The following is a 23,397-nucleotide window of genomic DNA, read 5'->3' on the forward strand; positions in this document are numbered from 1 at the left end:
CCGCTACGAGAAACGCGCCTACATCTACCTCGGCACCGTCACCCTCGCGGCCCTCGCGATCTGGCTCCGAACATGATCCAAGAAACAGACCCTAGAGCGCGCACGACTGGCTGTCGACCTGCTGGTTGGCGGAGCGGCCGTGCGCGATGTCCTGGCGGATCTCGTCGGCTGTCAGGGCGTAGCCGGTCTCGGGGTCGTCGAGCGATTTCGCGAACACGACCCCGTAGACCTTTCCGTCGGGGGTCAGCAGTGGTCCGCCGGAGTTGCCCTGCCGGACCGTCGCGTAGAGCGAGTACACGTCGCGGCGAACGGTGCCCCGGCGGTAGATGTCCGGGCCATCGGCGTCGATGCGGCCCCGGACGCGCGCGGCACGCACGTCGTACGAGCCGTTCTCCGGGAAGCCCGCGACGATGGCGCTGTTCCCGGTCCGGGCGTCGTGGTCGGTGTCGGTGAACTTCAGCGGCTTCGCGCGAAGATCCGGTACGTCGAGTACGGCGATGTCGCGCCGCCAGTCGTAGAGGACGACCTTCGCGTCGTACAGCCGCCCCTGGCCGCCGATCTGGACGGTCGGTTCGTCGACGCCGCCGACGACGTGGGCGTTGGTCATCACCCGGCGGTCGGAGAAGACGAAACCGGTGCCTTCGAGAACCTTGCCGCAGCTCGGGGCCGTACCGACGACCTTGACGATGGACTCCTTGGCGCGGGCCGCCACGGGGCTGCCGACCAGCGCCGGGTCCGGGGCGCGGACCTCGGTGATCGGCTCGTTGGCGAAGGGACTGAAGACCTGCGGGAAGCCGTTCTGCGCGAGGACGGAGGAGAAGTCCGTGAACCAGGTGGAGGCCTGGTTGGGCATCACGCGGGAGATGCCGAGCAGAACCGAGGAGCTGCGGACCTCCTTGCCCAGAGTCGGCAGTGATGTGCCCGCCAGCGCCGAACCGATGAGCCAGGCGACCAGCAGCATCGCAACGACGTTGACCAGGGCGCCGCCGGTGGCATCGAGGGCGCGCGCGGGTGACCACGTGATGTAGCGGCGGAGCTTGTTTCCCAAGTGGGTGGTGAATGCCTGCCCCACCGAGGCGCAGACGATCACGATGACGACGGCCACGACGGCTGCGGTCGACGAGACCTCGGAGCCGTTCGTCAGCTGGTCCCACAGGACCGGCAGCAGATAGACGGCGACGAGACCGCCTCCCAGGAACCCGATCACCGACAAGATGCCGACGACGAACCCCTGGCGATAGCCGATGACCGCGAACCACACGGCGGCGACCAGCAGCAGGATGTCCAGCACGTTCACCGTCTATAGCCTCGCAGATTCGTCACCGGGCCCGTTCGTTCGGCTGGGTCCGGGCGGGGCCGGACGGCGCAGCACGGGGGTCAGCCTGTCATGCGCGCCAGTCGAGCGGCACCTGCCTGGCGGTGTCCCACGGGCGCTCCCAGCCCGCGAAGTGGAGAATGCGGTCGATCACTCCGGCCGTGAAACCCCAGACCAGGGCGGATTCGACCAGAAATGCCGGGCCCCGATGGCCACTCGGATGGACCGCGGTCGCGCGATTGGCCGGATCCGTGAGATCCGCCACGGGAACGGTGAAGACCCGGGCCGTCTCACCCGGATCGACCACGCCGACCGGGCTCGGCGACCGCCACCAGCCGAGAACCGGCGTCACGACGAAGCCGCTCACGGGGATGTAGAGCCGGGGCAGCACGCCGAAGAGCTGGACCCCGCGCGGATCGAGGCCGGTCTCCTCCCGGGCCTCCCGCAGCGCGGCCCTGAGCGGCCCTGTCGTCGCCTGGTCGCCGTCCTCCGGGTCCAGGGCGCCACCGGGGAAGGAAGGCTGCCCAGCATGGGAACGCAGGCTTCCGGCTCGCTCCATGAGGAGCAGCTCGGGCCCTCGCTCGCCCTCGCCGAACAGTACGAGTACGGCGGACTGCCGCCCGGCGCCGCTCTCGGGCGGCAGAAAGCGGCTGAGCTGGTCGGGCTCGATGGTCCGTGAGGCACTGGCCACGGGGTCGAGCCAGTCGGGCAGGCCCTCGGCCGTGACGGTGACGGCGGAGTCGTGTGCCGCATCCGCCGTTGCGGCGGCGGCCGCCGCAACGGCCGCCGCCGGGCTGACCGCCGCAGGCGCCGTCGAAGCCTCCGCGACGCGATCACGCCGCGCCTGCTCGTGCGCGCTCTGTTTGTGCGAGTCCTGCTCTTGCGTGCTCTGCTCTTGCGTGCTCTGTTCGTGCGTCTTCATAGGCACCCCTCGTCTCACAACGCCTGTCGTCACGCATTTCGTTCCGGAGCGAGCGCAGTACGTCAGCCGGCTCCCAGGGCCGGCGCGGGCTTGCCCGGGTAGTCCGGCGGCGGGCTCAACCGCTGGCCGGGCTGACCGCCCATCTCGTACTTCAGCAGCTTCCTGGCCTTCTCCGGGTCCGTCTCGCCCTCCCCGTACGCCGGGCAGAGCGGGGCGATCGGACAGGCGCCGCAGGCGGGCTTGCGGGCGTGACAGATGCGGCGGCCGTGGAAGACGACGCGGTGGGAAAGCATCGTCCACTCACTCTTGGGGAAGATCGCGCCGACCTCGGCCTCGACCTTCTCCGGGTCCTCCTGCTCCGTCCACTTCCAGCGGCGGACCAGGCGCCCGAAGTGGGTGTCGACCGTGATGCCCGGAACGCCGAAGGCATTCCCGAGAACGACATTGGCGGTCTTGCGGCCGACCCCGGGAAGCGTGACGAGATCAGCAAGGCGCCCCGGCACCTCACCGCCGAAATTGTCTCTGATCGCCACGGAGAGGCCTATCAGGGACTTGGTCTTGGCCCGGAAGAAGCCGGTCGGCCGAATGAGCTCTTCCAGTTCCTCCGGGACGGCCGCGGCCATGTCCTCGGGAGTGGGGTAGGCGGCGAAGAGCGCGGGGGTGGTCTGGTTGACCCTCAGGTCGGTGGTCTGGGCGGAGAGCACCGTGGCGACGAGAAGCTCGAAGGGGTTCCTGAAGTCCAGCTCGGGGTGGGCGTACGGGTAGAGCTCGGCGAGCTCACGGTTGATCCTGCGGGCCCGGCGGACCATCGCCAGATGCGATTCCGGTTTCGTTCCGGCCTTCGCTCCGGCCTTCGTTCCGGGCTTCGCTCCGGGCTTCTTTCCTGCCTGCGCGGCTTTCACGGTGGTCTTCGGGGTGGACTTCGCGGTGGACTCGGACGCGGCCTTCGCGGCGGTTTTCCCGGCGGTTTTCCCGACGGATTTCCCGGCACCTTTCGATGCGGGCTTCGCGGCTCGCTCCGCCGAGGACTTCACCGCGGACTTCGCCGTCCGCTCGGCCGCAGGCTTGGTCACGGGCTTCTCCGCCGCCTGCGCTCCGGCCTTCGGGGCACGCCCGACCGCAGCGCGTTTTGTCACTTTTTCCGGATTGCTCCCAGCCTGTTCGCCCACAGCGGAATCACGGCCTTCCGACACCCCACCAGCCCCCTTGGCCTGCGCTCTCACCGGCGATCTGGACACCCGGCCAGCCTAGAGCCACGCACCGCCATCCGCCCCGGCCGCAATGTATCCACCCCCGATCGGCCCCCTGCCGCACGGTTCGGCACGTCCGTGCGTCAAACTGGTTTGTGATTGATCGCACTGTTTTACCGTCCGGCATGATGGGGACCACGGTTCCCGGAACAGGCCGACAAGGAGAGAACTCGTGGACGACGTTCTGCGGCGCGCCCCGCTTTTCGCGGCGCTCGATGATGAGCAGGCCGCGGAGCTCCGCGCCTCGATGAGTGAGGTGACCCTCGCACGCGGCGACGCGCTCTTCCACGAGGGCGACCCGGGCGACCGCCTCTATGTGGTCACGGAGGGCAAGGTGAAGCTCCACCGCACCTCCCCCGACGGGCGCGAGAACATGCTGGCGGTCCTCGGCCCCGGCGAGCTGATCGGCGAGTTGTCGCTCTTCGACCCGGGCCCGCGTACGGCCACCGCGACCGCGCTGACCGAGGTCAAGCTCCTCGGCCTCGGCCACGGTGATCTCCAGCCCTGGCTGAACGCCCGCCCCGAGGTGGCCACCGCGCTGCTGCGCGCCGTCGCCCGCCGACTGCGCAAGACCAACGACCAGATGTCCGACCTGGTCTTCTCGGACGTCCCGGGCCGCGTCGCCCGCGCCCTCCTCGACCTGTCACGCCGCTTCGGTGTCCAGTCGGAGGAAGGCATCCACGTCGTCCACGACCTGACCCAGGAAGAGCTGGCCCAGCTGGTCGGCGCCTCCCGCGAGACGGTCAACAAGGCGCTCGCCGACTTCGCCGGCCGCGGCTGGCTGCGCCTGGAGGCGCGCGCCGTGATCCTGCTGGACGTGGAGCGCCTGGCGAAGAGGTCCCGCTAACCCCTCGTCCGTCCCTGGTCCACAGGACACGCCCCGTCCGTCCGGTCGGGACTCACGGACGGGTGGCGTCCCGGCTGCCTGCGCCAGGCCCTGCCTCCCGGTGGGGCCTGGCGCATGTCCGTCCCAGGACGGATGCCTAGCTAGGGCGGTTTCGAAAGTCCCGCCTGCCAGGCGGCGTCCGGCCCGCCCTGCGGGCGGACGACGCTACTTTCGAAACACGCCCTAGAAGCCCTGGATCAGCCCGTGCTCGCCCAGGTACTCCAGCTGCGCCAGCACCGAGAGCTCCGCCGCGGGCCACAGGGACCGGTCCACGTCCGCGTACACCTGCGCCACCACCTCCGACGTCGTCCGGTGCCCGGCCTCGACCGCCGTCTCCACCTGGGCGAGCCGGTGTGCGCGATGTGCGAGGTAGAACTCGACCGCGCCCTGCGCGTCTTCCAGGACCGGACCGTGGCCCGGCAGCACCGTGTGCACGCCGTCGTCGATGGTCAGCGACCGCAGCCTCCGCAGCGAGTCGAGGTAGTCGCCGAGTCGCCCGTCCGGATGCGCGACGACCGTGGTGCCGCGTCCGAGGATCGTGTCCCCCGTCAGCACCGCCCCGTCTGCGGGCAGATGGAACGAGAGCGAGTCCGCGGTGTGCCCGGGGGTCGGCACGACACGCAGTTCCAGCCCTCCGGTGGTGATCACGTCCCCCGCCGTCAGGCCCTCGTCGCCCAGGCGCAGCGCCGGGTCCAGGGCACGTACCTTCGTACGGGTCAGCTCGGCGAAGCGTGCCGCGCCCTCCGCGTGATCGGGATGTCCGTGAGTGAGCAGAGTGAGCGCGATCCGGCGGCCCGCCCGCTCCGCGGTGTCCATGACTGCCCGCAGATGCACGTCGTCCAGCGGCCCCGGGTCGATGACGACGGCGAGGTCGGAATCCGGCTCGGCGACGATCCAGGTGTTGGTGCCGTCCAGCGTCATCGCCGAGGCGTTGGGCGCCAGGACATTGACGGTACGAGTGGTGGCCGGGCCGGACAGAACGCCGCCGCGTGGCTGTCCGGGCAGCGCGGCCGCGTCGCTCATACGGCTTCACCTCCCCCGCCGCCGGCCGGCCCGCGCGGGATGTGCTTGGTGAACTCGTCGTGCCCAGGCCAGCTCAGCACCAGCTCGTCACCCTCCAGCCGCGCCTGTGCCAGCACGGGGGTGAGGTCCTGGGAATCCGCCGCCTTCAGGGCCTCGGCAGCCGTCCCGTACGGCCTGAGCGCCCGCAGCGTCGAAACGGTCGGCGGCATCATCAGCAGTTCGCCCCTGTCGTACCCGTCGGCCGCCTCGCCGGGCCGGATCCACACGGTGCGGTCGGCCTCCGTGGAGGCGTTGCGGGTGCGCTGGCCTTCGGGGAGCGCGGCGACGAAGAACCAGGTGTCGTAGCGGCGCGGCTCGAACTCGGGGGTGATCCAACGCGCCCAGGCGCCCAGCAGATCGGAGCGCAGCACCAGGCCGCGTCGGTCCAGGAACTCCGCGAAGGACAGCTCCCGGGCGACCAGCGCCTCTCGGTCGGCCTCCCAGTCGGCGCCGGTGGTGTCGCTGACGACCGTGTCGGCGGTCGGGCCGGCGAGAAGGACGCCCGCCTCCTCGTACGTCTCGCGGACCGCCGCGCAGACGACGGCCTGGGCCTCGGCCCCCGTGTCGACACCGAGCCGCTCGGCCCAGCTCTCCAGCGCGGGTCCGGCCCAGTCGACGAGCCGGTCGTCGTCGCGCGGATCGACTCCGCCACCCGGGTAGGCGTAAGCCCCGCCGGCAAAGGCCATGGAGGAGCGGCGGCGCAGCATGTGGACCGCGGGGCCGCCCTCGGTGCCGACGGCAGGATCCCGGAGCAGCATCACGGTCGCGGCACGCCTCGGGGTCGCGGCCGTCAGCTCACCGGCGGCGAGTGCCCGGATCCGGTCGGGCCATTCCGGTGGGTACCACTGACCATTGGACTTGGACATGGCCGGAGGCTATCCGGAACCGCGACGATGTTCGAGAGGCACGTTGATCTGTACATGCCTCGTACACACATGATCCCGCCCGGTCGTGACGACCGGACGGGATCGGAGAGCAGACAGCGGACGGATCAGCGGGCGGCGGGCGGGCAGCCTCCCGCCGAGGGCCCGCGGCGGGACATAGGGCTCAAGTCCCTCCGCTGCTTCAGGCCCCGACCAGCTCGACCTGGACCTCGACCTCCACCGGTGCGTCCAGCGGCAGCACCGCGACACCCACCGCGCTGCGCGCGTGCACGCCCTTGTCACCGAGGACCGCGCCCAGCAGCTCGCTGGCACCGTTGATCACGGCCGGCTGGCCGGTGAAGTCGGCGGCCGAGGCGACGAAGCCCACGACCTTCACCACGCGTGCGATCCGGTCCAGGTCGCCCGCGACGGACTTCACGGCGGCCAGCGCGTTGAGCGCGCAGGTCTTCGCCAGCTCCTTGGCCTCGTCGGGTGTGACCTCCGCACCGACCTTGCCGGTGACCGCGAGCTTGCCGTCCACCATCGGCAGCTGGCCGGAGGTGTACACGTACGCCCCGGACCGAACGGCCGGCTGATACGAGGCCAGCGGCGGTACGACGTCCGGCAGCGTCAGCCCGAGCTCGGCGAGCTTCGCCTCGACGGAGCCCGCCACTACGCCTTCTCCCGCTTCAGGTAGGCCACGAGCTGCTCGGGGTTGTTCGGGCCGGGAACGACCTGGACCAGCTCCCAGCCGTCCTCGCCCCAGGTGTCCAGAATCTGCTTCGTCGCGTGCACGAGAAGGGGCACGGTCGCGTATTCCCACTTGGTCATGGCCCGACTGTAATGCCTGGCACGCACAGCCTCGTGCGTAGCCCGTGGCCCGACTGGTTAGGCTCGAATACGTGAGCAGGTTCCAGGTCGTCAGCGGCAAGGGTGGTACCGGTAAGACCACGGTCGCCGCCGCCCTCGCGCTCGCCCTCGCGACCGAGGGCAGGCGCACCCTCCTCGTGGAGGTCGAGGGCAGGCAGGGCATCGCCCAGCTCTTCGAGACGGAGTCCCTTCCGTACGAGGAGCGCAAGATCGCCGTCGCGCCGGGGGGCGGCGAGGTGTACGCCCTCGCGATCGACGCGGAGCGCGCCCTTCTCGACTACCTCCAGATGTTCTACAAGCTCGGCAGCGCGGGCCGGGCGCTCAAGAAGCTCGGCGCGATCGACTTCGCCACGACCATCGCGCCCGGCGTACGCGATGTACTGCTGACCGGCAAGGCCTGCGAGGCCGTACGCCGCAAGGACAAGCAGAACCGGTACGTCTACGACTACGTGATCATGGACGCCCCGCCCACCGGGCGCATCACACGCTTCCTCAATGTCAATGACGAGGTGGCGGGGCTGGCCCGGATCGGCCCGATACACAATCAGGCACAGGCCGTGATGCGGGTGCTGAAGTCCCCCGAGACCGCGGTCCATCTGGTGACACTGCTGGAGGAGATGCCCGTCCAGGAGACCGCGGACGGCATCGCGGAGCTCCGCGCCGCCGAACTCCCGGTCGGCCGGGTCATCGTGAACATGGTGCGACCGCATCTGCTGGACGAGGACGCGCTGCGCGCCGCGGCCGGAGGCCGCCGCAAGGAGATCGCCAAGGCGCTGACGCGGGCGGGCGTGACCGGTTCCGCGGCGCTCGTGCGCCCTCTGGTCGAGCAGGCCGCCGAGCACGCCCAGCGGGTCGAGCTGGAGCGCGAGCAGCGTGCGGTGCTCGCCGGTCTGGAGCTCCCGGGGTACGAACTCCCGCTGATCGGCGAGGGAATGGACCCCGCCGGGCTCTACGACCTGGCGACCGAACTGCGCAAGCAGGGCGTGGGGGACGGGGCGGGCGAAGGGCCGGGACAAGGGGTGGGTACGTGACACAGGGCACGAGTACGGGTGCCAGCACCGGCACAACCACGGGTACCGGCACCAGCACCGGCACCGAATCGGCCGCAACCACTGCCACAGGCATAGACACAGCCCCGGACTCGGCCGCCGCCGAGGTCTCCACCACGGCCACGGGCACAGGCACGTCCGTGCTCGCGGCCTGGGTCACGGACACGGGCAGGGGCAAGAACGCCGTCCCGTCCACATCCGCGTCCACGCCCACGTCCACGCCCACGTCCATGTCCACCTCCGCGAACAAATCCGCCGGAACGGACACCGACGCAACCGCCACCATGGACAAGGCCGCAGCAGCCACGTCCACGACCCAGGACCCCGCACCCTCGCTCGCCCCCGTGCTGGACATCGACGCGCTGCTGGGCGACCCCGGGATCCGGATCGTCGTGTGCTGCGGTTCCGGTGGAGTGGGCAAGACCACGACCGCCGCGGCGCTGGGCGTACGGGCGGCCGAGCGGGGCCGCAAGGCAGTCGTCCTCACCATCGACCCGGCCCGCAGGCTCGCCCAGTCCATGGGCATCGACTCGCTGGACAACATCCCGCGCCAGGTGCCGGGCATCACGGGCGAGGGTGCCGGGGAACTGCACGCCATGATGCTCGACATGAAGCGGACCTTCGACGAGATCGTCGAGGCGCACGCGGACGGCGAGCGGGCCCGCGCGATCCTGGAGAACCCCTTCTACCAGTCCCTGTCGGCCGGTTTCGCGGGCACGCAGGAGTACATGGCGATGGAGAAGCTCGGCCAGTTGCGCGCGCGCAACGAGTGGGACCTGATCATCGTCGACACCCCGCCGTCGCGCTCCGCACTGGACTTCCTGGACGCGCCCAAGCGACTCGGTTCGTTCCTGGACGGAAAGTTCATCAAGCTGCTGATGGCCCCGGCGAAGATGGGCGGCCGGGCCGGGATGAAGTTCCTCAACGTGGGCATGTCGATGATGACCGGCACCCTCGGCAAGCTGCTCGGCGGTCAGTTCCTGCGCGACGTGCAGACCTTCGTGGCGGCGATGGACACCATGTTCGGCGGCTTCCGGACCCGGGCCGACGCCACGTACAAACTGCTCCAGGCGCCCGGTACGGCGTTCCTCGTCGTCGCGACACCGGAGCGGGACGCGCTGCGCGAGGCGGCGTACTTCGTGGAACGGCTGGCCGCGGAGGAGATGCCGCTGGCCGGTCTGGTGCTCAACCGTGTCCACGGCAGCGACGCCGCCCGGCTCTCCGCCGAGCGCGCCCTGGCAGCCGCAGAAAATCTTGACGGGGTCGGCATTGTGGATCAGACGGCCGGGAAGGCTGGACTTCGTGACCCGGCCGACTGGTCGGTAGCCTCTCCCGAAGCCGTCACCGCCCTCGTTGCCACCGAGAAGGACATCGAAGACCGCGAGTTGGACCCCGAAACGACCCGAGACTCCGAAGGGGATCCGGAAACGGATCCGGAACCGGCTTCCGGGACTGCTCCCGGTCCCGATACCGCTTCCGTCGAGCAGCTGACCGCAGGCCTGTTGCGGCTGCACGCGGAACGTATGCAGGTGGTCGCGCGCGAGCGGCACACTCGCGACCGCTTCACCGCGCTGCATCCCGAGGTCGCCGTGACCGAAGTGGCCGCGCTGCCCGGTGATGTACATGACCTCGCAGGACTCCGGACCATCGGGGACCGGCTCGCGACCGGTTCCGCCCCGGCCGGAGCTGCGTAACCGTCCGTTCGCCCTATCCCACCGCGGCGTACCTCTCGTGGAGTTCGTCGTCGTCCAGTCCGATCGCCACGGGCAGGATGCCCGTGGACTGCTCGTACTCGCTGCGCGCGGTCTCCAGCAGCCGGCGCCAGGACGTGACGGTGGGCCGTCTGCGCAGCAGTGCGCGGCGCTCCCGCTCCGTCATTCCGCCCCACACGCCGAACTCGACGCGATTGTCCAGCGCGTCGGCCAGGCACTCGGTCCGCACCGGACATCCGGTGCACACCGCCTTGGCCCTGTTCTGCGCTGCCCCTTGTACGAACAGTTCATCCGGATCAGTAGTGCGGCAGGCTGCCTGCGCACTCCAGTCGGTTACCCAGCCCATCACGGCGCCGTCCTCTCCCGAATCGAGGCTCCCCCACGGCGGTAGCGGCATATTCACCGCTGCCAGTTGAGGACGTTACGGAAGGCGGCGACAGCACAACACCCCCTTCGGGCCCAATCTTGGATGGCCCGAACGGACTATGCGTATGCGGCAGATCACCCAGGGGAGTGAGGTGAGGACATACGTGACTACCCCCCTGAATTCGGGACAGATTCCCTGGATCACAAAGGACGTTCGATGACACAGGGGGTGAATTCGGGAGCACCTGAACGTGTGGCCGAATCGCGCATGGGGGTTGATGCGCAACGGGACTGTTGTGACAGTTGAGAGCAGCTTAGGCCAAGGCATATACGTGTGTCCGGCGAATGAGAACGTAGGCTGCCCCCATGCCAAAGAAGCGCTCGGGCGGGGGTCTCACGACGACCCAGCAGGCCGCCAAGTTCCTCGGTGTCGCCGCACTTTCCGGAGTTGTGCTCGCGGGCATCGCGCTGCCGGCCGCCGGAGCCCTGGGGCTTGCCACCAAGGGAACGGTCCAGGGATTCGACGAGATCCCGGCCAATCTTCAGACTCCGCCGCTGAGCCAGCGCACCACGATCCTGGACAGCAAGGGCGGAATGATCGCCACGGTGTACTCGCGCGACCGCACGGTGGTCAAGCTGAAGGACATCTCGCCGTACATGCAGAAGGCGATCGTGGCGATCGAGGACGCCCGCTTCTACGAGCACGGGGCGATCGACCTCAAGGGCATCCTGCGCGCACTGAACCGCAATGTGCAGACGGGCGGGACCGCGGAGGGCGCCTCGACCCTCACGCAGCAGTACGTGAAGAACGTCTTCATCGAGGAGGCCGGTGACGACCCGGACAAGGTCGCGCAGGCCACTCAGCAGACCATGGGCCGCAAGATCCAGGAGCTGAAGTACGCGATCCAGGTCGAGGAGAAGCTCGGCAAGAAGCGGATCCTGGCGAACTACCTGAACATCACCTTCTTCGGGCAGCAGGCGTACGGCGTCGAAGCCGCCTCCCAGCGCTACTTCTCCAAGTCGGCGAAGGACCTGACGCTGGAGGAGGCCGCGCTGCTGGCCGGCATCGTGCAGTCGCCGAGCCGTTACGACCCGGTCAATGACCCGGCGGAGGCGACCAAACGACGCAACACCGTGCTCCAGCGCATGGCCGACGTCGGTGACATCACGCAGGCCCAGGCCGACAAGGCGAAGGCCACCCCGATCAAGCTGCAGGTCAAGAAGCCGAAGAACGGCTGCATCACGGCCGTCAGCGGCGCGGGCTTCTTCTGCGACTACGTACGCAACGTCTTCCTCACCGACCCGGCCTTCGGCAAGACCAAGGAGGACCGGGCCAAGATCTGGAACCGGGGCGGTCTGACGGTCCGGACGACGCTCGACCCTCAGTCCCAGGAGTCGGTGCAGGCCTCGATCAAGAGCCACGTCTACAAGTCGGACAAGGTCGCGACGGCCGTGACGCTGGTCCAGCCGGGCACCGGCAAGATCATGGGAATGGGCCAGTCGAAGCCGTACGGCTTCGGGCCCGACGAGACGCAGTACAACTACTCGGTCAACAAGAGCATGGGCGGCTCGAACTACGGCTTCCCGACCGGTTCGACGTTCAAGCCCTTCCTCGCCGCTGCGGCCATAGAGGGCGGCAAGCCGGCCACCCAGGTCTATCCGTCCCCGTACGAGATGGACTACCCGGACACGGTGCAGTCCTGCGGAAAGCCATGGGTCAACGACGGCGTGCCGAGGTATCACCTGGAGAACGAGAACGAGTCCGAGAGGGGGCCGTACGCGCTGAGGGAGGCGATGGAGAAGTCCGTCAACACCTACTTCGTGCAGATGCTCCAGGACATCGGCATGTGCCCGGTCTCGCAGATGACCGACAAGCTGGGCGTGGTGCAGGGCGACGGCACCAAGCTGCCGCAGAACCCGTCCACGCTGACGCTCGGGTCCAACGGCCTGTCGCCGCTGACGATGGCCAGCGCGTACGCCGCCTTCGCCAACCGCGGCACGTACTGCACGCCGATCGCCATCGAATCGGTCAACAAGGCGGACGGCACCTCGCTGCCCGTGCCGAAGACCACCTGCTCACAGGCGATGTCGCAGACGACGGCGGACACCATCAACACCCTGCTGCGCGGCGTGGTCGACTCCGGTACGGGCCAGGAAGCCGGCCTCCAGAGCCGCGACAACGCGGGCAAGACCGGTACGACCGACTCCCGTAAGAACGCCTGGTTCGTCGGCTACACGCCGAACATGTCCGGCGCGGTCTGGGTCGGCAGCCCGTCCCAGAGCGTCGAGATGGAGCACGTCACCATCGGTGGTGTGTACCAGGACAAGGTGTACGGCGGACAGGTCCCCGGACCCATCTGGCGGGACGCGATGACGGGCGCCCTCAACGGAGTGGCCGCACCCGCGTTCAACACCGTCAACATCCCGGACCCGCCGAGGGGCGACGACCGCGACGACAGGGAGGGGGGCCGGTGGGGCGCCGGGGGCAGCAAGCCCGGCAAGAAGCCCGGCAACAAGAACCCGTTCCCCGGCATCAGCATCCCGCCGGACCTGACCGGCGGGAACCAGGGCGGCCACCGCGGTCAGACCAACGGCGGCACGCAGGGCCCCTGACCCGTACGGCACGCGCGCATGAAGGTGGGGCGCCCGGATCGATCCCGATCCGGGCGCCCCACCTTTTCGCGTACAGCCCTGTCCGTGGTCCGTACGGCGCGTCGTCTCAGCCCGCCAGGAGCTTCTTCACCGCGGCGGCCACCCGGCCGCCGTCCGCTAGCCCCGCGACCTTCGGGTTCACGATCTTCATCACGGCGCCCATGGCCCGCGGCCCCTCGGCCCCGGCGGCCCTCGCCTCTTCGACGGCGGACGCCACGATCGCGCCCAGCTCGTCGTCGCTCAGCTGCTTCGGCAGGTACGCGTCGAGCAGCTCGCCCTCGGCCCTCTCGCGCTCGGCCTGCTCGGCCCGGCCGCCCTTGGCAAAGGCCTCGGCCGCCTCGCGGCGCTTCTTGGCCTCCTTGGCGATCACCTTCTGCACCTCGTCGTCGGAGAGCTCACGCGCCGTCTTGCCGCTGACCTCCTCCTTCGCGATGGCGGTGAGGGTCAGCCGGAGCGTGGACGAGGTCAGCTCGTCACGCGCCTTCATGGCCGTGGTGAGGTCTTCCTTGAGCTTGGACTTGAGCGTGGTCATGTACTGATTGTGGCAGGTACGGGGCGGCGGGCGCCCGCCGGTTTTCTTCGCGCCGCACAGTGTCTGCGACGATGGGCGCATGCGCGCACGCTACGGAGTACCCCTGAAAATCACGGCAGTCGGCGCAGCGGTCGGCATGGCCGGCCTCGCCTACGCCGCCGGGTTCGAGGCCCGCTCGTTCCGCCTGCGGCGGGTCACCATCCCCGTACTCCCCGACGGGGCACGCCCGTTGCGCGTGCTCCAGGTCTCCGACATCCATATGGTGAGCGGTCAGCGCAAGAAGCGCGCCTGGCTGCAGTCGCTGGCCGGACTGCGCCCTGACTTCGTCGTGAACACCGGCGACAATCTCTCGGACCCCGAGGCCGTGCCCGAGCTGCTCGACGCGCTCGGTCCCCTGATGGAGTTCCCGGGCGTGTACGTCTTCGGCTCCAACGACTACTACGGCCCCAAGCTCCGCAACCCGGCCCGCTACCTCTTCGAGAAGGCCCAGGGCCGGCACGGCCTCAACGGGAACACCCCGGCGGTCGGCGTCGTCCACAACCCGTGGGAGCCGATGCGCGACGCCTTCGACAAGGCGGGCTGGCTGGGGCTGTCCAACACCCGTGGCCGCCTCGGGATCGACGGCCTGGAGATCGCCTTCACCGGCCTGGACGACCCGCACATCAAGCGCGACCGCTACGCGGAGGTGTCCGGCGGCCCCGAGAAGGGTGCCGACCTCTCCGTAGGCGTCGTCCACGCCCCCTATCTGCGCTCCCTCGACGCCTTCACGAGGGACGGTTACCCCTTGATCCTGGCCGGTCACACCCACGGCGGCCAGCTCTGCATCCCCTTCTACGGGGCCCTGGTCACCAACTGCGACCTGGACACGGACCGGGTCAAGGGCCTGTCCACCCACTCCGTCGAGGACCGCCGCGCCTACCTCCACGTCTCCGCGGGCTGCGGCACCAACCGCTACACCCCGGTCCGCTTCGCCTGCCCCCCGGAGGCGACCCTGCTGACCCTGACCCCCCGTGGCTGATCAGCCACGGCCTCCTCGCCCCTCCCCCGCCCTCAGCGGCACGTAAACCGGATTTCGTCTGCGGGCGCGGGTGGGCTAAAGTAATCGATGTCGCCGGGACATCGACGGCGATCGGGGTGTAGCGCAGCTTGGCAGCGCGCTTCGTTCGGGACGAAGAGGTCGTGGGTTCAAATCCCGCCACCCCGACAGCTGAAACACCAGGTCAGGGGCCTGATCCACTCAGTGGATCAGGCCCCTGAGTGGTTCCTGGAGATCGTTTGGGAGAAATCCGGGAGAAGATCTTGATCGGGGTCTCCCCCGCTTGCCGCCCGGCTTCGGCCGGCTCCGGCTCAGTCGCGCCGCCCAGACCGATCGTCCCGCCCAGAACACCAATGGCCGCTCCCACTTCGTCCGGCCCTCCACGCACCGGCGTCCGGGGTCCGTCCGCTCCTGGGGCGGAGTCATGGAGCACCGAACCGCCACCGCGCCCCGGCCCTGGGAGGCCAGGGCCGAGGCGCGGTCAAGGACCGATCAGATCGTGTCCGCGACCTTGATGTAACCCCGCTGGATGACCCACTTCTGGTTGGTGTGGTCGACGCACTGCCAGATGCGTACACGATCACCGTTGTTGCGGCTGTTGCCGGCGTCCAGGCACATCTCCTTGGGCCGTCCCACCGTGTCGGCGAGCACAATCTGCGCGTTGCGGATGATCCACTTCTGGTTCGTGTGGTTGACGCACTGCCAGATGCGCACACGATCACCGTTGTTGCGGCTGTCGCCGGCATCCAGGCACATCTCCTTGCCGGTGCCGATCGTGTCTTCAAACTTGATCTGTCCATTGGCGATCACGAACCGCTGGTTCGTGTGGTCGACGCACTGCCAGATGCGTGCGTGATCTCCGTTGTTGCGGCTGTCGCCGACGTCCAGGCACATCTGATTGGCAGCCCGGGACGCCGGAGCCGCCACGGAGGACGGCACCCCCGCGCCGAGGGTGAGCACGAGCGCTGCGCCGGTGACGGAGCCGAGGCAGCGAGGAGAAAGGAACGAAGCCATGAGCACAATCCCAATCGTTGGAGGGGAACCGACAGCACCGCCACGAGACCGGCAGTCGGCGCCCATGCATCCTGGATGCCGCTTTCGGTCGCCGGCAGCGGATATCTCCAGGCACCCCCCGTTGGAGCGAAGCAGGATCACCCATCCGTCGGAACCACAGATGGATCACGGTGACGTCTCCGGCAGAGCGGGGCCGTCGACCGTCGCGACGACCCGAGAACAGAGCCAACCGGCCGATGTTCGATGTTCGTGAGCAGCGGCGGCACCCCGGCCTCCATCGGCAGCAGCCGTCCGAGCAGCGCCCCCGGCGGTGGGCGAGCGCATCCGTGATCACAAACAGGACAGCCGCCAAGAACCGCGCAACGGGCCGGGGCCGTGGGCGCTGATACGGGCCTGCTGCGCATCGCACAAGTCAGCGCTAAACGCCCGTGGCCACCGCAGCGCCGCCGATCATGTCGCGGCGGCGATCCTGCACAGCATCGGCGTGGACTGACATCCGCAGCCCCCATCCCGCGTTATCAGTCGCAGGTGGCGCATCAGGACACTCCGCGTCCGGAGAGCTCTTGCTCGCCGGGGATGCCGAGTTTGCGGCAGCCGGAGCCGGTCGCGACGATCACGGCCTTCGCACCGGGGACGTGCCGGTCGAGTCGGTGAGCAGTGTGACGGGGCCGGTGAGGTCGACGGCGGTGATGCCGTCGTCGATCGACTCGGCACCGAACTTCTCGGCCTCAGCCCACATCTTGTCCATGAGATCGGGGCCGTCGACGCCTTCGGGAAAGCCGGGGAAGTTCTCGACCTCGGTGGTGGTGGTCAGGCTGCCGCCGAAGAAGATGCTGCTGCCGAACAGCACGGCCCCGGCCGGGCACGGGCAGCGTGGAGGGCGGCGGTGCAGCCGGCGGGGCCGGAACCGATCATGACGACGTCGCACAGGCCGCTCACGCCCTGGTCTCCGGGGCGATCTCGGCGATCAGGCCCTCGACCAGGGTCTTGATCTCGTCGCGAATGGGGCGGACGGCTTCGACGCCCTGGCCGGCGGGGTCGTCGAGCTTCCAGTCGAGGTAGCGCTTCCCGGGGAAGACGGGGCAGGTGTCGCCGCAGCCCATGGTGATGCACACGTCGGACTCGCGGACGGCGTCGATCGTGAGGATCTTCGGGGTCTCGGCGGAGATGTCGATGCCGACCTCGGCCATGGCCTCGACGGCTGCCGGGTTCACGGCGTTGCCGGGGTTGGAACCTGCGGAGCGGACCTCGACGCGGTCCCCGGCCAGGTGGGTCAGCCAGGCGGCGGCCATCTGGGAGCGGCCGGCGTTGTGGACGCAGACGAACAGGACGGACGGCTTGCCGGAGGACTCGGCCATGTTGATCGTTCTCTCTCGTCGCACGGCGGGACCAGCCGCCAATGACTTCAGTCCCCGCTGGTATCAGTGGGTGATGATGTGAAAGTATCAGTACATGCTGACTTCAGTCGATCCTGATCTGATCCGGGTGCTGGGCGATCCGCTCCGCCTCCGGATCGTGACCCTGCTGGCCCGCGAGACGCTCTGCACGACGCACCTGGTCGAGGAGACCGGCGCGAAGCAGACCAACCTCTCCAACCACCTGAAGGTGCTGCGCGAGGCCGGCGTGGTGGAGACCGAGCCGTGCGGCCGCTTCACCTACTACAGGCTGCGGCCCGAGGTCCTGGCCGGCCTCTCCGAGCAGTTCGCGGCGCTGGCCGAGTCCGCCCGCAGCGCGGCCGCGAACAAGAGGGCCTGCCCGTGACCTCCACCGAGTCCACCGCCGCCGCGACGGCCGGGGATGATTCGATCGTCAGGAAGCTCTCCACTCTCGACCGGTTTCTCGCGGTGTGGATCCTGCTCGCCATGGCCGTCGGCCTGGGGCTGGGGCGGCTGATCCCGGGGATGAACGACGCGCTGGCGAAGATCGAGGTCGGCGGGATCTCGCTGCCGATCGCGCTCGGTCTGCTGGTGATGATGTACCCGGTGCTGGCCAAGGTCCGCTACGACAAGCTGGATACCGTCACCGGCGACCGCAAGCTGATGGTGTCCTCGCTGGTCATCAACTGGCTCGTCGGCCCGGCGGTCATGTTCGCGCTGGCGTGGATCTTCCTGCCGGACCTGCCCGAGTACCGCACCGGCCTGATCGTCGTCGGCCTCGCCCGGTGCATCGCCATGGTCATCATCTGGAACGACCTCGCGTGCGGCGACCGCGAAGCCGCCGCCGTCCTCGTGGCGCTGAACTCTGTGTTCCAGGTGATCGCGTTCGGCCTGCTGGGCTGGTTCTATCTCGATCTGCTGCCCCGGTGGCTGAACCTCGGCGACGGCCAGGGCCTGGACGTCTCCGTGTGGCACATCGCCCTCAACGTCATCGTGTTCCTCGGCATCCCGCTGCTGGCCGGCTTCCTCACCCGCCGCATCGGCGAACAGAAGATGGGCCGCGAAGGCTACGAGCAGCGCATCCTGCCGAAGATCGGGCCCTGGGCGCTGTACGGGCTGCTGTTCACGATCGTCATTCTGTTCGCGCTGCAGGGGAAGACGATCACCTCGCAGCCCCTGGACGTGGCCCGGATCGCGCTGCCGCTGCTCGTCTACTTCGCGATCATGTTCTTCGGCACCTTCCTGCTCGGCAAGGGTCTGGGGCTGGCGTACGACCGCACGGCGACGCTGGCGTTCACTGCGGCGGGCAACAACTTCGAGCTGGCCATCGCCGTCGCCATCGCCACCTTCGGCGTCACGTCCGGTCAGGCGCTGTCCGGAGTCGTCGGCCCGCTCATCGAGGTGCCCGTCCTGATCGGACTCGTGTACGTCGCGCTCGCCTGGCGCAAGAAGTTCACGCCCGCGGCACTCACCACCCCGGGAAGGGACAGCTGACGCACTGCCTGTTCCCCCCGGCCGCGTTCTCCGCCCTGCCCGGCCGCATCAGGCCCGCCCCACCGGGCCAGGAGTACCCGGGCGCCGGGCACGCGGTGGAGTACCTGACCGACTGGAGGTCGTGGTCGTACAGGACTGCCGAACGAACAGCTGACTGCCGGCCGGTTTCGGCAGGTGCTGGAGGCGGCCGGGTGCAGGCGGCCGATGTCGTCACACGGGTGGTCACCGACCGGGCCGAGGCCGAACGCGATGTCGGGCGCGAAGTGGTGACAGAGAACGCAGTGGTGACGGAGAACAGCGACGAGAAAACCGCGGTGGATCCGGCGACGGCCGACTCCCTCAAGGCCCTGGCCGGTGAGACACGGCAGAAGGTGATGCGGCAGCCCTCCGGCGGCATCGAACTGACGGTCGACGAGATCGCGGAGCGGCGCGCGCCGAAGCCGTCGACCGCTTCGGAACACCTGAGCCTGCTGCGCCGCTGCGGCCTGGTGATCTCTCGCAAGGAAGGCAAGCAGGTCTTCCACAGAGCCGACGGAGCCACCACGGCCGAGCGCCTCTCCGCATTCCAGGCCTATCTGGCGCTCTGCTGTCCACCCGACCGCACCGGCTGACCCGCAAGCGCGGTCCGGAGGATCAGCTCCGCAGGTCGAGCATGGCGGACATGCCCGCCACGACGGACGGGGCGACCTGGTAATAGACCCAGGTCCCGCGCCGCTCGGAGGTCAGGAGCCCGGCCTCGCGCAGCTTCTTCAGATGGTGGGAGACGGTCGGCTGGGAGACACCGACGTCGGAGATGTCGCACACGCACGCCTCGCCGCCCGGATGCGAGGCGATCTTGGAGAACAGACGCAGCCTCACCGGGTCCGACAGTGCCTTGAACATCGCGGCCATCTTCTCCGCGTCGTCCTGCGACAGCTCCCCGGCGGTGATCGGCGGGCAGCACGGCACCACAGTCCCCGCGTCCAGGACCGGCAGCTCCACAACCTCTGACTTCGACATGTGTCTATGTTGACACTCATCGATACCGGGTGGCAAGCTCCGGACATCGACAGCAATCGAAACAGCGGTCGGAGCGGCCGCCCGTCTCGGAGGAGATCACCGTCATGACCACCACTGCAGACCTCCCGGTCGTCGTCATCGGCGCCGGCCCCGCCGGGCTGGCCGCCGCCGCCCACCTGGTCGAGCGCGGCATCGAACCGCTGGTCCTGGAAGCCGGTCCGGCCGCCGCTTCCGCAGTACGTGACTGGTCGCATGTGCGGCTGTTCTCCACCTGGGGCGAGGTCACCGACCCGGCCGCCGAGAAGCTCCTGGCACCGACCGGCTGGGCCAAGCCCGACGCTGCCACCTACCCGTCCGGTGGTGACTGGGCCGAGCAGTACCTCCAGCCCCTGGCCGATGTGCTGGGCGAGCGCGTCCGCCTGGGCGCCACGGTCACCGGGGTGTCGCGCACCGGCCGCGACCGCGTCGTCGACGCCGACCGCGAAGCCCAGCCCTTCGTCGTCCACTTCACCACTGCCGACGGCGGTGAGGAGCGTGTCCTCGCCCGCGCGGTCATCGACGCCTCCGGCACCTGGACCACCCCGAGTCCGGCCGGGGCCGGCGGCCTGCCCGCCCTGGGCGAGAAGACGGCGTCCGACCGCATCACCTACCGTGTCCCCGACCTCGCGGACCCCGCCGTACGCGCCCGTTACGCCGGCAAGCGCACCGCCGTCATCGGTTCCGGCGCCTCCGCGTTCACCGCCCTGGCCACCCTGGCCGACGTCTCGAAGGACGAGCCCGGCACGCACGCGGTGTGGATCCTGCGCCGCGGCATCAGCGGCTCCACCTTCGGTGGCGGCGCCGCCGACCAACTGCCCGCCCGCGGCGCTCTCGGCCTGGCCGCGAAGGCCGCCGTCGACAACGGCCACGCCGACGCGGTCACCGCCTTCCGTACCGAGGCCGTCGAGCGCGACGGCGACGGCCGCCTGATCCTGATCGGCGAGGACGGGCGCCGGCTCGACCCGGTCGACGAGGTCATCGTCCTGACCGGCTTCCGCCCCGACCTGTCCTTCCTCTCCGAGGTCCGCCTCGGCCTCGACGAGCGCCTCCAAGCTCCCACCGGGCTGGCCCCGCTCATCGACCCCAACCAGCACTCCTGCGGCACCGTCTACCCCCACGGCCACCGCGAGCTCTCCCACCCCGACTCCGGCATCTACCTGGTCGGCATGAAGTCCTACGGCCGCGCCCCGACCTTCCTGGCCATGACCGGCTACGAGCAGGTCCGCTCCGTCACCGCCGCCATCGCCGGTGACATCGAGTCCGCCGACCGGGTCGAACTCACCCTTCCCGAAACCGGAGTCTGCGGCGGCGCGGGACTCTTCGACGATCCGGCAGCCGACCGGACCGACGGCGGAGGATGCTGCGCCGCTCCGGCACCCGCACGCGTACAGACCGGCGTCGGTGCCTCTCTGCCGGTCGCGGCCACCGAGGAATCGTCGTCGTCCGGCGGCTGCTGCGGAGCCTGAACAGCGCGCCCCGGCCGGCTGACGGCCGGGGCGCTTCCACCGTGCGTCAGGAGGATCGTCATGTCCCGAGTGCAACTCGCCCTGCGCGTCCCCGACCTTCCCGCCCCGATCGCCTCCCGCAGCACGCTCTTCTGCGCCGAGCGGGCCGAACTGCGCGACGGTTATGCCGACTTCGCCATCGCCGACCCCCCGCTCGAACTCGTCCTCGTCCAGGGCGCGCCGGACGAGGACACGCGCATCGACCACCTCGGCGTCGAAGTCGACACCGGCGAAGCCGTCCGTACGGCCACCACCCGCCTCGCGGGCCAGGGCCTGGCAACAGACGTCGAGAACGACACAGCCTGTTGCCACGCCCTCCAGGACAAGGCCTGGATCCACGGGCCCGGCCGGCAACCGTGGGAGGTGAATGTCGTCAAGGCCGACGCCGACTCCATGACCGAGCAGAAGGGCAGCACCCGCTGCGCGGACCCTGCCGTCACCGGAGCAGGCCCGGCCGCACCGGTCGAGGCCGGTGGCCGCTGCCCGTGACCGAGCTCAATACGCGCGGGGGCCCGACCGGAACAGGAGACCGATCTCGACCCCGCGCCGTGCTCCCGGCGCTGTGCATCACACAGATCACCAGCTGGGGCATCGTCTACTACGCCTTCCCCGTGCTCAACCCGGCCATCACCGCCGACACCGGCTGGCCCACCGGGGCCACGACGGCCGCGTTCTCCGTCGCTCTGCTCATCTCTGCCTTTGCCGGGATCCGGGTCGGCCGGATCATCGACCACCGGGGCCCACGCACCGTCATGACCACAGGCTCCGCCCTCGGCGCGGCAAGCCTCCTCATCATGGCCGCCGCGCCCGACCTACCGGTGTTCTTCGCCGGTTGGCTGCTGGCAGGACCGGCCATGGCGGCCACCTTCTACCAGCCCGCCTTCGCCGCACTCACACGCTGGTGGGCGCCCGACCACGTCCGTGCTCTCACCCTCGTCACCCTGGCCGGCGGGCTGGCCTCCACCGTCTTCGCACCCCTGACCGCCCTGCTCGCCGACCACCTGACCTGGCGCGCCACCTATACCGTCCTGGCCCTCGTGCTCGCCACGGTGACCGTGCCCGCTCACGCGCTGGCGCTGAAAGCTCCCTGGCCCGAAGCACCACCCGCACCGGCTCACGCCGGCGATTCCGCGACCGCGGTGGCGCGCAGCCGGCCTTTCCGGATGCTGGCCATCGCACTGACCCTCTCAGCGTTCACCGTCTACGCCGTCGTCGTCGCCTTGGTCCCGCTTCTCCTCGAGCGCGGATATTCCGCCAGCCGGGCTGCCTGGGCGCTCGGCCTCGGCGGCGCCGGACAGACCCTCGGCCGCACCCTGTACGCGACACTCGCCCGCCACACCGGGGTCACCGCGCGTACCACCACCCTGATCGCACTCGGTGGCGTCACCACCGCGGCCCTCGCCTTCACGCCCGGCCCCTATGCCCTGCTGGTCGCCCTGTCGGTCGCGGCCGGGATGGTTCGTGGCAACCTCACCCTGCTTCAGGCCACCGCCATCACCGACCGCTGGGGCACCGCCCACTACGGCCGCCTGTCCGGAATTCTTGCCGCACCGACCACCACGGCATCCGCGCTCGCCCCGTTCGCGGGCGCAGCCCTGGCATCACCGCTCGGCGGATACCCGCTCCTGTTCGGACTGCTTGCCGCGGTCGCAGGATTTGCAGCTCTGATCGCGCTGGGCACAGCGACCGGGCCCGGCCCTGGCCGCCTCCGGCCCGACCGACCGTGTGGACGGTGACGGGGTGCCGGCTGCTGCGCGTCGGCATCGCGAGGCTCCACGCGCTCCGCTGCGGCGTCAGCGTGCGAGGCCGGCCAGGCCGCGGAGCCCTTCGAGAACCTCGTCAGCGGTGGGGGCGGCCGCCGGGTCGCTGAGGTGCTGGATCAACATGCCCGACATCAGGGCGACTTGGACGCTGCCGATGGTTCTCACGGATTCCTCGGGGACCTGGTCCTCGGGTACACCCCTGAGTATCGCCGCCATGCCCCGGCGCCCCTGGGCGATGCCATCGGCCAGGGGCGCACGCAGTTCCGGCTGCCGCCGAGCCTGCATGAACAGTTCCACCGAGGCCAGCCACAGATCGGGGTGGGCCCCGAAGTCCGCGATCAGCCCCTCCCACATCTGCTCGAAGTGACGCTTCGTGGAACCGTCGGCATCAGGGACCAGCGCCCGGCCCATCGCGTCCCCCCATTCATCGAGCATCTCGAACAGGGCCTGATTGAGCAGCGCTTCTCTGGAGCCGTAGTGGTAGCCGATGGCGGCCATGCTGACGCCGGCCGCGGTGGCGATGTCACGGACGCTGCTGCGGTCGTACCCCTTCTCCCGCAGACACGTCTTGGCGCCGACGAGCAGGGCTTCGCGGTTTCCCATGCTCCGGACCGTAACACCGGGCCCGCGCGAACGCCTCAGGCGATCGATCTATACATACGTATTGCACGGTCGTGCAAAGTCTTCTACGG

24 protein-coding genes, 1 tRNA gene and 1 pseudogene are annotated in these 23,397 nt (G+C 69.6%); 12 read left to right on the forward strand and 14 right to left on the reverse strand.

All coding sequences use genetic code 11. The annotated features are described in order from the left end of the window. Positions 1–91 precede the first annotated feature (91 nt). From ACIQCZ_RS16510 to nth, 3 genes are all read right to left on the reverse strand, one after another. Positions 92–1,297 (reverse strand): MarP family serine protease, encoded by a 1,206-nt coding sequence (locus ACIQCZ_RS16510; RefSeq protein ID WP_376273592.1) that lies wholly within the window; start codon positions 1,295–1,297, stop codon positions 92–94. 88 nt (positions 1,298–1,385) lie between these two features. After that, entirely contained in the window at positions 1,386–2,237 is an 852-nt protein-coding gene (locus ACIQCZ_RS16515) for an NUDIX hydrolase (protein ID WP_402282943.1), read from the reverse strand. 62 nt (positions 2,238–2,299) lie between these two features. Next, entirely contained in the window at positions 2,300–3,139 is an 840-nt protein-coding gene (nth, locus tag ACIQCZ_RS16520; protein ID WP_402283535.1) for an endonuclease III, read from the reverse strand. Positions 3,140–3,659: 520 nt separating this feature from the next. Here nth and ACIQCZ_RS16525 point away from each other — a divergent pair. Beyond that, positions 3,660–4,334: a Crp/Fnr family transcriptional regulator gene (locus ACIQCZ_RS16525; RefSeq protein ID WP_014046869.1), complete on the forward strand. Its 675-nt coding sequence runs from the start codon at positions 3,660–3,662 to the stop codon at positions 4,332–4,334. 222 nt (positions 4,335–4,556) lie between these two features. Here the strand turns inward: ACIQCZ_RS16525 and ACIQCZ_RS16530 are convergent, their stop codons facing one another. From ACIQCZ_RS16530 to ACIQCZ_RS16545, 4 genes are all read right to left on the reverse strand, one after another. Next, the gene (locus ACIQCZ_RS16530) at positions 4,557–5,396 is read right to left on the reverse strand and encodes an MBL fold metallo-hydrolase (protein WP_402282945.1); all 840 of its coding nucleotides are present in this window, start codon (positions 5,394–5,396) and stop codon (positions 4,557–4,559) included. After that, positions 5,393–6,301, reverse strand: coding sequence for an NUDIX hydrolase (locus ACIQCZ_RS16535; protein WP_402282946.1), 909 nt, complete (start codon positions 6,299–6,301; stop codon positions 5,393–5,395). Before ACIQCZ_RS16535 ends, ACIQCZ_RS16530 begins: the two co-directional genes overlap by 4 nt. Positions 6,302–6,500: 199 nt before the next feature. Next, positions 6,501–6,971, reverse strand: coding sequence for a RidA family protein (locus tag ACIQCZ_RS16540; protein ID WP_402282947.1), 471 nt, complete (start codon positions 6,969–6,971; stop codon positions 6,501–6,503). Then, positions 6,971–7,129: a DUF4177 domain-containing protein gene (locus ACIQCZ_RS16545; RefSeq protein WP_003967454.1), complete on the reverse strand. Its 159-nt coding sequence runs from the start codon at positions 7,127–7,129 to the stop codon at positions 6,971–6,973. The genes ACIQCZ_RS16540 and ACIQCZ_RS16545 overlap by 1 nt, the downstream gene beginning before the upstream one ends. 71 nt (positions 7,130–7,200) lie before the next feature. Between ACIQCZ_RS16545 and ACIQCZ_RS16550 the strand changes: the two genes are divergently transcribed. Together ACIQCZ_RS16550 and ACIQCZ_RS16555 are read left to right on the forward strand one after the other, a co-directional pair. Beyond that, positions 7,201–8,199, forward strand: a complete 999-nt coding sequence (locus tag ACIQCZ_RS16550; RefSeq protein WP_402282949.1) for an ArsA family ATPase — start codon at positions 7,201–7,203, stop codon at positions 8,197–8,199. A 302-nt stretch (positions 8,200–8,501) separates the two neighbouring features. Continuing rightward, the gene (locus tag ACIQCZ_RS16555) at positions 8,502–9,911 is read left to right on the forward strand and encodes an ArsA family ATPase (RefSeq protein WP_402283537.1); all 1,410 of its coding nucleotides are present in this window, start codon (positions 8,502–8,504) and stop codon (positions 9,909–9,911) included. A 13-nt stretch (positions 9,912–9,924) separates the two neighbouring features. Here the strand turns inward: ACIQCZ_RS16555 and ACIQCZ_RS16560 are convergent, their stop codons facing one another. Beyond that, entirely contained in the window at positions 9,925–10,275 is a 351-nt protein-coding gene (locus tag ACIQCZ_RS16560) for a WhiB family transcriptional regulator (RefSeq protein ID WP_176740522.1), read from the reverse strand. Positions 10,276–10,661: 386 nt separating this feature from the next. Here ACIQCZ_RS16560 and ACIQCZ_RS16565 point away from each other — a divergent pair, with 386 nt between their 5' ends. Continuing rightward, the gene (locus ACIQCZ_RS16565; RefSeq protein ID WP_402282950.1) at positions 10,662–12,908 is read left to right on the forward strand and encodes a transglycosylase domain-containing protein; all 2,247 of its coding nucleotides are present in this window, start codon (positions 10,662–10,664) and stop codon (positions 12,906–12,908) included. 106 nt (positions 12,909–13,014) lie between these two features. On the opposite strand, the gene ACIQCZ_RS16570 is transcribed toward ACIQCZ_RS16565, so the two are convergent. After that, entirely contained in the window at positions 13,015–13,479 is a 465-nt protein-coding gene (locus ACIQCZ_RS16570; protein WP_351086259.1) for a GatB/YqeY domain-containing protein, read from the reverse strand. A gap of 79 nt (positions 13,480–13,558) precedes the next feature. On the opposite strand from ACIQCZ_RS16570, the gene ACIQCZ_RS16575 reads away from it, so the two are divergent. Both ACIQCZ_RS16575 and ACIQCZ_RS16580 read left to right on the forward strand, forming a co-directional pair. Further along, a complete protein-coding gene (locus ACIQCZ_RS16575) occupies positions 13,559–14,497 on the forward strand; it encodes a metallophosphoesterase (protein WP_402282951.1) in 939 nt (312 codons plus the stop codon). A gap of 112 nt (positions 14,498–14,609) precedes the next feature. After that, positions 14,610–14,683, forward strand: a tRNA-Pro gene (locus ACIQCZ_RS16580). Between the two features lie 324 nt (positions 14,684–15,007). Here the strand turns inward: ACIQCZ_RS16580 and ACIQCZ_RS16585 are convergent. The 3 genes and pseudogenes from ACIQCZ_RS16585 to ACIQCZ_RS16595 form a co-directional block, all read right to left on the reverse strand. Next, positions 15,008–15,529 (reverse strand): RICIN domain-containing protein, encoded by a 522-nt coding sequence (locus tag ACIQCZ_RS16585; RefSeq protein ID WP_402282953.1) that lies wholly within the window; start codon positions 15,527–15,529, stop codon positions 15,008–15,010. A gap of 539 nt (positions 15,530–16,068) precedes the next feature. Next, positions 16,069–16,444, reverse strand: a pseudogene (locus ACIQCZ_RS16590) (NAD(P)/FAD-dependent oxidoreductase); the annotation flags it as partial. A 20-nt stretch (positions 16,445–16,464) separates the two neighbouring features. Continuing rightward, positions 16,465–16,887, reverse strand: a complete 423-nt coding sequence (locus ACIQCZ_RS16595) for an arsenate reductase ArsC (protein WP_402282954.1) — start codon at positions 16,885–16,887, stop codon at positions 16,465–16,467. A 94-nt stretch (positions 16,888–16,981) separates the two neighbouring features. Between ACIQCZ_RS16595 and ACIQCZ_RS16600 the strand changes: the two genes are divergently transcribed. The 3 genes from ACIQCZ_RS16600 to ACIQCZ_RS16610 all read left to right on the forward strand — a co-directional run bounded on the left by ACIQCZ_RS16600 (position 16,982) and on the right by ACIQCZ_RS16610 (position 19,010). Next, positions 16,982–17,290 carry an ArsR/SmtB family transcription factor gene (locus ACIQCZ_RS16600; RefSeq protein ID WP_402282955.1) on the forward strand — a complete coding sequence of 103 codons (309 nt, stop codon included), beginning with the start codon at positions 16,982–16,984 and terminating at the stop codon, positions 17,288–17,290. Beyond that, positions 17,287–18,399 carry an ACR3 family arsenite efflux transporter gene (gene arsB / locus ACIQCZ_RS16605; protein ID WP_402282956.1) on the forward strand — a complete coding sequence of 371 codons (1,113 nt, stop codon included), beginning with the start codon at positions 17,287–17,289 and terminating at the stop codon, positions 18,397–18,399. The genes ACIQCZ_RS16600 and arsB overlap by 4 nt, the downstream gene beginning before the upstream one ends. Before the next feature lie 191 nt (positions 18,400–18,590). Continuing rightward, positions 18,591–19,010 (forward strand): ArsR/SmtB family transcription factor, encoded by a 420-nt coding sequence (locus ACIQCZ_RS16610; protein WP_402282957.1) that lies wholly within the window; start codon positions 18,591–18,593, stop codon positions 19,008–19,010. Positions 19,011–19,032: 22 nt separating this feature from the next. Here the strand turns inward: ACIQCZ_RS16610 and ACIQCZ_RS16615 are convergent, their stop codons facing one another. Next, positions 19,033–19,398 carry an ArsR/SmtB family transcription factor gene (locus ACIQCZ_RS16615; RefSeq protein WP_402282959.1) on the reverse strand — a complete coding sequence of 122 codons (366 nt, stop codon included), beginning with the start codon at positions 19,396–19,398 and terminating at the stop codon, positions 19,033–19,035. Between the two features lie 104 nt (positions 19,399–19,502). Here ACIQCZ_RS16615 and ACIQCZ_RS16620 point away from each other — a divergent pair, with 104 nt between their 5' ends. The 3 genes from ACIQCZ_RS16620 to ACIQCZ_RS16630 are packed head-to-tail and all read left to right on the forward strand — an operon-like array spanning position 19,503 to position 22,678. Continuing rightward, entirely contained in the window at positions 19,503–20,903 is a 1,401-nt protein-coding gene (locus ACIQCZ_RS16620) for an NAD(P)-binding domain-containing protein (protein ID WP_402282960.1), read from the forward strand. Between the two features lie 60 nt (positions 20,904–20,963). Further along, complete coding sequence (locus ACIQCZ_RS16625) at positions 20,964–21,431, forward strand: ArsI/CadI family heavy metal resistance metalloenzyme (RefSeq protein ID WP_402282961.1); 468 nt, start codon at positions 20,964–20,966, stop codon at positions 21,429–21,431. After that, complete coding sequence (locus ACIQCZ_RS16630) at positions 21,428–22,678, forward strand: MFS transporter (protein ID WP_402282962.1); 1,251 nt, start codon at positions 21,428–21,430, stop codon at positions 22,676–22,678. Before ACIQCZ_RS16625 ends, ACIQCZ_RS16630 begins: the two co-directional genes overlap by 4 nt. Positions 22,679–22,735: 57 nt before the next feature. Here the strand turns inward: ACIQCZ_RS16630 and ACIQCZ_RS16635 are convergent, their stop codons facing one another. Continuing rightward, positions 22,736–23,308 carry a TetR/AcrR family transcriptional regulator gene (locus tag ACIQCZ_RS16635; RefSeq protein ID WP_402282963.1) on the reverse strand — a complete coding sequence of 191 codons (573 nt, stop codon included), beginning with the start codon at positions 23,306–23,308 and terminating at the stop codon, positions 22,736–22,738. Positions 23,309–23,397: the final 89 nt, after the last annotated feature.

Source organism: Streptomyces sp. NPDC093149, assembly GCF_044754145.1.
GTDB lineage: Bacteria > Actinomycetota > Actinomycetes > Streptomycetales > Streptomycetaceae > Streptomyces.

Coding starts and splice junctions, on each gene's coding strand:
- ACIQCZ_RS16515 (WP_402282943.1), bottom strand. CDS start 2,237: ATGAAGACGCACGAACAGAGCACGCAAGAGCAGAGCACGCAAGAGCAG.
- ACIQCZ_RS16530 (WP_402282945.1), bottom strand. CDS start 5,396: ATGAGCGACGCGGCCGCGCTGCCCGGACAGCCACGCGGCGGCGTTCTG.
- ACIQCZ_RS16535 (WP_402282946.1), bottom strand. CDS start 6,301: ATGTCCAAGTCCAATGGTCAGTGGTACCCACCGGAATGGCCCGACCGG.
- ACIQCZ_RS16545 (WP_003967454.1), bottom strand. CDS start 7,129: ATGACCAAGTGGGAATACGCGACCGTGCCCCTTCTCGTGCACGCGACG.
- ACIQCZ_RS16555 (WP_402283537.1), top strand. CDS start 8,502: ATGGACAAGGCCGCAGCAGCCACGTCCACGACCCAGGACCCCGCACCC.
- ACIQCZ_RS16560 (WP_176740522.1), bottom strand. CDS start 10,275: ATGGGCTGGGTAACCGACTGGAGTGCGCAGGCAGCCTGCCGCACTACT.
- ACIQCZ_RS16565 (WP_402282950.1), top strand. CDS start 10,662: ATGCCAAAGAAGCGCTCGGGCGGGGGTCTCACGACGACCCAGCAGGCC.
- ACIQCZ_RS16570 (WP_351086259.1), bottom strand. CDS start 13,479: ATGACCACGCTCAAGTCCAAGCTCAAGGAAGACCTCACCACGGCCATG.
- ACIQCZ_RS16575 (WP_402282951.1), top strand. CDS start 13,559: ATGCGCGCACGCTACGGAGTACCCCTGAAAATCACGGCAGTCGGCGCA.
- ACIQCZ_RS16585 (WP_402282953.1), bottom strand. CDS start 15,529: ATGGCTTCGTTCCTTTCTCCTCGCTGCCTCGGCTCCGTCACCGGCGCA.
- ACIQCZ_RS16595 (WP_402282954.1), bottom strand. CDS start 16,887: ATGGCCGAGTCCTCCGGCAAGCCGTCCGTCCTGTTCGTCTGCGTCCAC.
- ACIQCZ_RS16600 (WP_402282955.1), top strand. CDS start 16,982: ATGCTGACTTCAGTCGATCCTGATCTGATCCGGGTGCTGGGCGATCCG.
- ACIQCZ_RS16615 (WP_402282959.1), bottom strand. CDS start 19,398: ATGTCGAAGTCAGAGGTTGTGGAGCTGCCGGTCCTGGACGCGGGGACT.
- ACIQCZ_RS16620 (WP_402282960.1), top strand. CDS start 19,503: ATGACCACCACTGCAGACCTCCCGGTCGTCGTCATCGGCGCCGGCCCC.
- ACIQCZ_RS16625 (WP_402282961.1), top strand. CDS start 20,964: ATGTCCCGAGTGCAACTCGCCCTGCGCGTCCCCGACCTTCCCGCCCCG.
- ACIQCZ_RS16635 (WP_402282963.1), bottom strand. CDS start 23,308: ATGGGAAACCGCGAAGCCCTGCTCGTCGGCGCCAAGACGTGTCTGCGG.